Below are 7,825 nucleotides of genomic sequence, written 5' to 3'. Positions count from 1 at the left end.
TAGCCCGTGACCGAAGCGACGATCGGCGCGGGTACGCCGGTCGTGCGCCGCCACAACCGGGTAATCCCACCAACGCGGGCAAATGCCGAGTCATCGCCGGTCCGCGATTCGAGTGCGGGCTCGACGTCGGAGTCGGTCGTCGACACGCCAACTTCCTTGCACAGCGCGGGCAACAGCTGCTGGGCGGCGAGGGCGTAGCCGGCCGCGGACGGATGGAACATGTCGTCGGAGAAGAATTCGTCCGGCGCCTTCTGAAACTCCGGCGACAGCAGCGCCGAGAACGGCACGGGCACGCCGCCCGCCGCACGCACCGCGCCGGCCTGTGCGCGGGCCAGTCGGAGCCCGATCGTGCGGGCGACCAGGCGTAGTGGCTGTGGAATCGCGGTGATGACGCCGAAGTCCGGGCACGTGCCGACGACGACGACGGCGCCGCTGCCGCGCAGTCGGCGAACCGCCGACCCCACGCGGCGCGCGGAGGGGCCGATGCCGTTGAGCGCCGTGACGTCATTGGCGCCGATCATGACGACGGCGGCGTCGGGAGGGGGACCCGCGACGAACATGGCGTCGATCTGTCCCGACAGGCCCTTCGACGTGGCACCGACGATCGCCTTGGTGTTCAACCGGATGCGCTTGCCGGACTGCTCGGCGAGGCCGCGGGCGATCAGCACGCCAGGCACTTCGTCGGCGGACACGCAGCCGTACCCGGTGGCGGTCGAGTCGCCGAAGATCATCAGGTGGAGGTCGAACGGCACTCCGCGCTGCCACTTCTCGACCGGCCCGCCGCCTGGGGCGTAGATGCCGTCGGCACGTGGCGGGACGTCCCATGACTTGGGGATGACCTGGCGGGCCTGATCGGCCTGGCCATGCAGCAGGTTCCTGGCCCCGACATAGGCGGAACCCGTCGATGCGAGCGCGGCCGCCGCTGCCAGGGCAACGGTCGATCTACGCGGTGCACGAATGACCACAGGCCCAGTTTAGGGGCGATTGGACCGCTGTCCGCGTGGCGGCAGGTCCCAGCCGGTCACATTGCGGTATCAAGTCCGGTACGAGTTTGAATTCTTCGATTGTTGAACATTGCATAAGGTGTCAAGCTAAGTTGCCTGGGGTAGCTAATTGGTTAACCGCACCGGGCACTACAACGGCGTAGGGAGTGGTGAAGATGACCGCACCAAGCAGGGTTTCCGGGTCGTCTGGATCTAGCATCAGTGCTGCTAGGACGCATAAAGCGCGCCGCTTCCCTGTTAGCGACGGGGCCCCCGTCGAGGTGGTGGAGGACGGCCCGAGTGTCGCCGGTCGGTTGTTTGCTCTGGGTGCGATGCTGACGATCAGGCCAACTCTTGCCGTCGGCAGCTATGTCCCGCGGATGCCATGGCCGTTCGGCTTGGTCGACTTCGTCGCCCGGGTGATGCGTCCGGCGCCGGGCACTGTTCGCGCCACCATTGCCCTGCCAAACTGCACCGCTCAGCTCGTCAGAGCGGCTGGCGTGCTGCCCGCCGACGGCAAGCGCAGCGTCATCCTCTACCTGCACGGTGGGGCCTTCCTCAGTTGCGGGGCGAATTCGCACGGCCGATTGGTGACCGCGTTGTCGCGGTTCGCCGACAGTCCAGCGCTGGTCGTCAACTACCGGATGATCCCCAAACATTCGATCGGCCAGGCCATCGACGACTGTTACGACGCCTACAAGTGGTTGCGGCTCAAGGGATACGAGCCCGAGCAGATCGTGCTCGCGGGTGATTCGGCGGGTGGTTACCTGTCACTGGCGCTGGCCGAGCGGTTGCACTTCGACGGTGAGTTGCCCGCCGCCGTGGTCACCATGTCGCCGCTGTTCGAGATCGACAACGACGGGCGTGCCCAGCACCCCAACACCCACTCCGACGCGATGTTCCCGCCGAGGGCCTTCGAAGCTCTCGTCGAGTTGATCGAGGGCGCGGCCAAGCGCCACGTCGTCGATGGCGAACCGGAGCAGGTGTACGAACCGCTCGACCACATCGAGACCGGACTGCCGCGCACCCTGATTCACGTCTCCGGGTCCGAGGTTCTGCTCAACGATGCGCGAAAGGCCGCGCACATGTTGGCCGCTGCGGGCGTTCCGGTCGAAGTGCACGTCTGGCCCGGTCAGATGCACGTCTTCCAGTTGGCGGCGCCGGCCGTGAAGGAGGCGACGCGATCGCTGAAGCAGATCGGCGACTACATCCGAGAGGCCACCTGGTAACCCGAACGGCCGCCTGACACGATGGACGCATGCGAATCGCCGGTCATGTCAGTGAGCTCATAGGCAATACGCCTCTCGTTCGGTTGAACTCCGTCGTGCCCGAAGGCGCCGCCCTGGTGGCGGCCAAGATCGAATACCTCAATCCCGGTGGCAGCTCCAAGGACCGCATCGCCGTCAAGATGATCGATGCCGCCGAAGCCAGCGGTGAACTGAAGCCCGGCGGCACCATCGTCGAACCGACTTCCGGCAATACCGGCGTGGGCTTGGCCCTGGTGGCGCAGCAGCGTGGCTACAAGTGTATCTTCGTCTGCCCTGACAAGGTCAGCGAGGACAAGCGGAATGTGTTGCGTGCGTACGGCGCCGACGTCGTCGTGTCGCCGACCTCGGTGCCGCCCGACCACCCGGACAGCTACTACAGCGTGTCCGACCGACTGGTACGTGAGATCGACGGGGCGTGGAAGCCCGATCAGTACTCCAACCCGAACGGCCCTGCGAGCCACTACGAAACGACGGGTCCGGAGATCTGGGCCGACACCGAGGGAAAGGTCACGCACTTCGTCGCCGGGGTGGGCACCGGCGGGACGATCACCGGGGCGGGCCGCTATCTCAAGGAGGTGTCCGGGGGCGCGGTGAAGATCATCGGCGCCGACCCGGAGGGGTCGGTGTACTCCGGCGGCACCGGAAGGCCTTATCTCGTCGAGGGGGTCGGGGAGGACTTCTGGCCGTCGGCCTACGACCCGACCGTCACCGACGAGATCATCGCGGTTTCCGACGCCGATTCCTTCGACATGACACGCAGACTCGCCCGCGAGGAGGCTCTCCTGGTCGGCGGATCTTGCGGGATGGCCGTGGTGGCCGCGATCAACGTCGCCGAGCGAGCCGGGCCGGACGCGGTCGTCGTGGTTCTGCTTCCGGACGGTGGAAGAGGTTATCTCTCAAAGGTCTTCAACGACGCGTGGATGTCGTCCTACGGCTTCCTTCGCGGCAGGCTCGACGGTTCGATCGAGCAGTCCACGGTCTCAGACGTGTTGCGCCGCAAGTCCGGTGCGCTGCCCGACCTCGTTCACACCCATCCGTCGGAGACGGTGCGCGACGCGATCGGGATCCTGCGCGAGTACGGCGTCTCGCAGATGCCCGTGGTCGGCGCCGAGCCTCCGGTGATGGCAGGCGAGGTCGCGGGGAGCGTGTCGGAACGTGAGCTTCTGTCCGCCGTATTCGAGGGTCGAGCAAAGCTCGCCGACGCCGTTTCACAGCACATGAGCCCCCCGCTGCCGCTCATCGGGGCCGGAGAATTGGTCAGCATGGCGGCCAAAGCGCTGCGCGACGGCGATGCCGTGATGGTGGTCGAGGAGGGCAAACCCGTGGGCGTCCTGACCCGCCACGACCTGCTTGGCTTCCTATCGGACGGAAATACGCGCCGGTAGGAGTGCTGGAGGCGCGTGACAGGCACTGCCAAGACCTTCGAAATCCGTTAGCCAAGGCAAGGATTCCAGGTTTACCGGCTGCGAAATCGGGTATGCAACTTCGCTTTTTGGTCGTCTTTCAGAGCAGATTCTCAGGTAGGGTAGCAGCGCTCAGACCCAGCAAATTGATCATCGGAAGGCGTTCATGACCGAGTATCCGCCGCCCCCTCCTGGCAATTACCCTCCGCCTCCTCCCGGGAACTACCCACCACCCCAGGGCCCCGGTGGCCCCGGTGGCCCCACGGGACAGCCAGACAACAATCTGGTCTGGGGAATCCTGGTCACGGTGCTGTGCTGCCTTCCCCTTGGCATCGTGTCGATCGTCAAGGCCACCCAGGTATCTGGGCTTTGGGGCCAGGGTCGCTACGCCGAGGCGCAGCAGGCCGCTGACGATGCCAAGAAGTTCGCCATGTGGGGCGCCATCGCCGGCGTCGTGGTCGGCGTCATCTATCTGATCTTCACGTTGGTCGTTGGCGCCAGCGCCTTCTCGTACTCGTAACAAGCGAGTCGATGCTGGATTCGCGCCGATCATTGGCACTCGCGCCGCTCGGCGCCCCGCTCGGTGTGGCGGTGGCGGCCGGGCTGGTGTGCGGTGCCGTGTGGCTTGGGAATCCGATGTCGGCGGGCGGGCCGCTCCCGGTATGTCCGACGAAGGCGTTGTTGGGCATCGACTGTCCGGGTTGCGGCAGTTTGCGCATGATCTACTGTCTCCTGCACGGCGACGTCCTCGGCGCGGCGCGCTTCAATGCACTCGGACTTGTCTCGGTGTTGTTCCTGCTCTGGGCTTTTGGCGCGTGGACCTACGGCCGGATCGTCGATCGCAGAGTCAGCAGCTGGCAGCATCATCGGTGGGCCGCCGCCGTGGCACTGGTGCTGGTGTCCGTGTGGTTCGTCGTCCGCAACCTACCGGTGGCCCCATTCACCGCGTTATATGTCTAGCTATCAAAGGGTTTCCGCTCAGCGAACCCGGATCGAATTCATCCGAAAGGTGACACGACCATGACCACTCCGCCACAGCCACCCGAGGGCGAGGGCTACCAACCTCCGCCGCCAAGCGGCTACCCGCCACCTCCGCAGGGCGGCTACCCGCCACCTCCGCAGGGTGGCTACCCGCCACCGCCGCCAAGCGGCTACCCGCCACCTCCGCAGGGCGGCTATCCGCCACCGCCCCAAGGGGGTTACGGCGCGCCGCCACAGGGTGGCTATCCGCCACCACCACAGGGCGGTTACGGGGCACCCCCGCCTCCGCCGCAAGGGGCCTACGGACCGCCGAGCGGTTACCCGTCGCCCGGCGGCTACCCCCCGGTGGGCGGCCCCGGTTACGGTGGCGCACAGGTCAACATCGGCGAGGCATTCTCCTGGGCGTGGAACAAGTTCAGCAAGAACGCCGTCGCACTCATCGTCCCGACGTTGGTCTACGCGATCATCGTCGGTGTGGTGTCCGGCATCTTCTACGGGCTTGCCTTTGCCGTCGCACCCAGCGGAGTGAGTTCCTACGATGACTACGGCTCGGGCTTCAGCTACTCGTACTCATCAGGCTTCGGGTTCGCCAGCTACGCCTTGATCTTCCTGGGCGGGTTGGTGACATTCGTTGTGGTGGGCGCGATTTCGTCGGCCTACTACGCGGGACTGCTCGACATCGTGAACGGGCAGCCGGTGACCGTCGGGTCGTTCTTCAAGCCGCGCAACGTCGGCAGCGTCCTCGTCGCCAGCGTGCTCATCGGGCTAGTTTCGACAGTGCTCAGCTTCTGCTTCATCCTCTCCATCGTGATCGGACTGTTCACGCTCTTCGCGACGGTGCTCATCGTCGACCGCAACCTCCCACCGATTGAGGCCATCAAGACCAGTTTCGAGGCGGTCAAGGCCAATTTCGTCCAGGTACTGCTGGCCTGGCTGATCATCGGCGTCATCGTGACCGTCGGTGCGCTGCTATGCGGTGTCGGCATTCTCGTCGCATTGCCAGTAGCCGCGCTGTTCCTGGTGCACACCTACCGGAAACTGCTTGGGGGACCCATCGCGCCACTCACGCCGTAGGTGGAAGAACACGTTCTAGAAAACTATGGAGTACCTGTGTGCCGTCCCCTTAAGCTGCCCTCAATTGCACTCGAACGAAAGTAAGGACTAATAATGACCAGCCCCCCGCCCCCTCCGGGCAACTACCCGCCCCCGCCCCCGCCGCCGCCGCCGCCGCCCGAGGGTGGCGGATACCAGCCGCCCCCGCCGCCGCCCGGCGGCAACTACCCGCCGCCGCCGCCCGCGGGTGGGGGATACGCGCCGCCGCCCCCACCACCAGGTGGCGCCTTCCCTCCGCCTCCTCAGGATCAGGGCGGATACGCGCAGGCGCCCGGCGGTTTCGGTGGCGGAACACCGGCGGACGCGTACACACCGTGGCTCACGCGCGTGCTGGCCTGGCTCATCGACTGGGTTCCGGTCCTCATCCTGTCGGGTATCGGTTCGATCTTCCTGGTCACCATGCAGAAGGTCGAAACCGTCTGCGTCACTGACGATTCCGAGTACCAGCTCGGCGATTTCTGCGCGACTGGCAACAACGGCCCAAGCGGGTTGGCATGGATTCTCTTCATCGTGCTCGAGCTCATCGCGCTGGCGTACATCGTCTGGAACCTCGGCCTCAAGCAGGGCACCACGGGCTCCAGCATCGGCAAGGGCATCATGAAGTTCAAGATCGTGGGCGAGGACACGGGGCAGCCGATCGGCTTCGGTAAGTCCTTCGTCCGCGAGCTCATCTACATGGTGGCCTACGGCCTGTGCGGCATCGTGTGGGTCGTCGCCGTCCTGTTCCCGCTGTTCGATCCCAAGCGCCAGACGCTCGTCGACAAGCTCGTCAAGACGGTTGCTCTTCCGCTGTAACCGCTTCGAAGACGCCGCCCGTCCGCCATCTGCGGGCGGGCGGCATCTTCGTTTCCAACGCAACGCGTCCATCGAACGTCGAAGCAGCACATCGGCTCGCCCGCGGCCATTCCGGGCAGTCGCCGCTCGCCGGACCGACGGGCCGTCGTGCGCCAATCGAGGCGACTTTCGATCGTGCTGATTGTCGTACACCGGCGCTCGCGCGGGCCGACACCGTTACCCTGATCGACGATGAGTGAGCAGCGTTCCAAGGCAGATGCGTACCGCGCCTACGGCCCGGCGACGAGGGCAATCCACGCCGGCTACCGGCCCGATCCGGCGACCGGAGCCGTCAACGCGCCGATCTATGCGAGCTCCACGTTCGCCCAGGATGGCGTCGGCGGCCTCCGCGGTGGCTTCGAGTACGCCCGCACCGGCAACCCGACCCGCTCGGCCCTGGAGGCGGGGCTGGCGGCCGTCGAAGGTGCGACGTTTGGCCGGGCGTTCAGTTCGGGGATGGCCGCCACCGACTGCACGTTGCGGGCCGTGCTGCGCCCCGGAGACCACGTCGTCATCCCCGATGACGCCTACGGGGGCACGTTCCGGCTGATCGACAAGGTGTTCACGCAATGGGGCCTCACGCACACCCCCGTCGCGCTGTCCGATCTCGACGCGGTACGCGCCGCGATCACGCCGACGACCAAGCTGGTCTGGGTGGAGACGCCGACCAACCCGCTCCTGACCATCGCCGACATCGCGGGAATTGCCCAGCTGGCGTCGGCCTCCGGGGTGAAGGTCTTGGTCGACAACACCTTTGCCTCACCGGCCCTGCAACAGCCGCTGGCGCTGGGGGCCGACATCGTGCTGCATTCCACGACGAAGTACATCGGCGGCCACTCCGACGTCATCGGCGGTGCTCTGCTCACCAACGACGAGGAACTCGACGATGCCTTTGGCTTCCTGCAGAACGGCGCCGGTGCCGTGCCAGGCCCCTTCGATGCCTACCTGACCATGCGCGGGCTGAAGACGCTCGCGCTGCGGATGGAGCGGCACAGTGCGAACGCCACGAAGGTGGCCGAGTTCCTCGCCGAGCACGCGGCCGTCGACACGGTGTTGTATCCCGGCTTGCCGAGCCACCCGAACCACGACGTCGCGGCGCGCCAGATGTCCGGTTTCGGCGGCATGGTCTCCGTGCGGGTGAAGGGCGGCCGGGAAGCGGCTCAGCAGTTGTGTGCGCGCACCGACATCTTCATCCTCGCCGAATCGCTCGGCGGCGTGGAATCGCTCATCGAGCATCCCGGCG

At 66.2% G+C, this 7,825-nt stretch carries 8 protein-coding genes; 7 read left to right on the top strand and 1 reads right to left on the bottom strand.

Going from position 1 to position 7,825, the window contains the following annotated elements; all coding sequences use genetic code 11:
- Window positions 1–959 (bottom strand): SGNH/GDSL hydrolase family protein (locus QOD90_RS08190; protein WP_526348470.1); only part of this gene is annotated, 959 nt, incomplete at its 3' end.
- A gap of 200 nt (window positions 960–1,159) precedes the next feature.
- Between QOD90_RS08190 and QOD90_RS08185 the strand changes: the two genes are divergently transcribed.
- The 7 genes from QOD90_RS08185 to QOD90_RS08155 all read left to right on the top strand — a co-directional run.
- Window positions 1,160–2,212 carry an alpha/beta hydrolase gene (locus tag QOD90_RS08185; protein WP_526348469.1) on the top strand — a complete coding sequence of 351 codons (1,053 nt, stop codon included), beginning with the start codon at window positions 1,160–1,162 and terminating at the stop codon, window positions 2,210–2,212.
- Between the two features lie 29 nt (window positions 2,213–2,241).
- Window positions 2,242–3,636, top strand: coding sequence for a cystathionine beta-synthase (locus QOD90_RS08180; protein ID WP_526348467.1), 1,395 nt, complete (start codon window positions 2,242–2,244; stop codon window positions 3,634–3,636).
- A 184-nt stretch (window positions 3,637–3,820) separates the two neighbouring features.
- Complete coding sequence (locus QOD90_RS08175; protein ID WP_526348465.1) at window positions 3,821–4,174, top strand: CD225/dispanin family protein; 354 nt, start codon at window positions 3,821–3,823, stop codon at window positions 4,172–4,174.
- A gap of 11 nt (window positions 4,175–4,185) precedes the next feature.
- Window positions 4,186–4,614: a DUF2752 domain-containing protein gene (locus QOD90_RS08170; protein WP_526348463.1), complete on the top strand. Its 429-nt coding sequence runs from the start codon at window positions 4,186–4,188 to the stop codon at window positions 4,612–4,614.
- A gap of 60 nt (window positions 4,615–4,674) precedes the next feature.
- A complete protein-coding gene (locus QOD90_RS08165; RefSeq protein ID WP_526348461.1) occupies window positions 4,675–5,709 on the top strand; it encodes a DUF2189 domain-containing protein in 1,035 nt (344 codons plus the stop codon).
- 93 nt (window positions 5,710–5,802) lie between these two features.
- Window positions 5,803–6,543, top strand: a complete 741-nt coding sequence (locus QOD90_RS08160; protein WP_526348459.1) for an Rv1078 family RDD domain-containing protein — start codon at window positions 5,803–5,805, stop codon at window positions 6,541–6,543.
- A 231-nt stretch (window positions 6,544–6,774) separates the two neighbouring features.
- Window positions 6,775–7,825: cystathionine gamma-synthase (locus tag QOD90_RS08155; protein WP_526348457.1), on the top strand; the 1,051-nt coding region annotated here is incomplete at its 3' end.

This window comes from Mycobacterium sp., from assembly GCF_032161845.1.
In the GTDB taxonomy this organism is placed as follows: Bacteria; Actinomycetota; Actinomycetes; order Mycobacteriales; family Mycobacteriaceae; genus Mycobacterium.
Note: the sequence above shows the minus strand (reverse complement) of the source record. Positions and strands in the feature narration are given on the sequence as shown.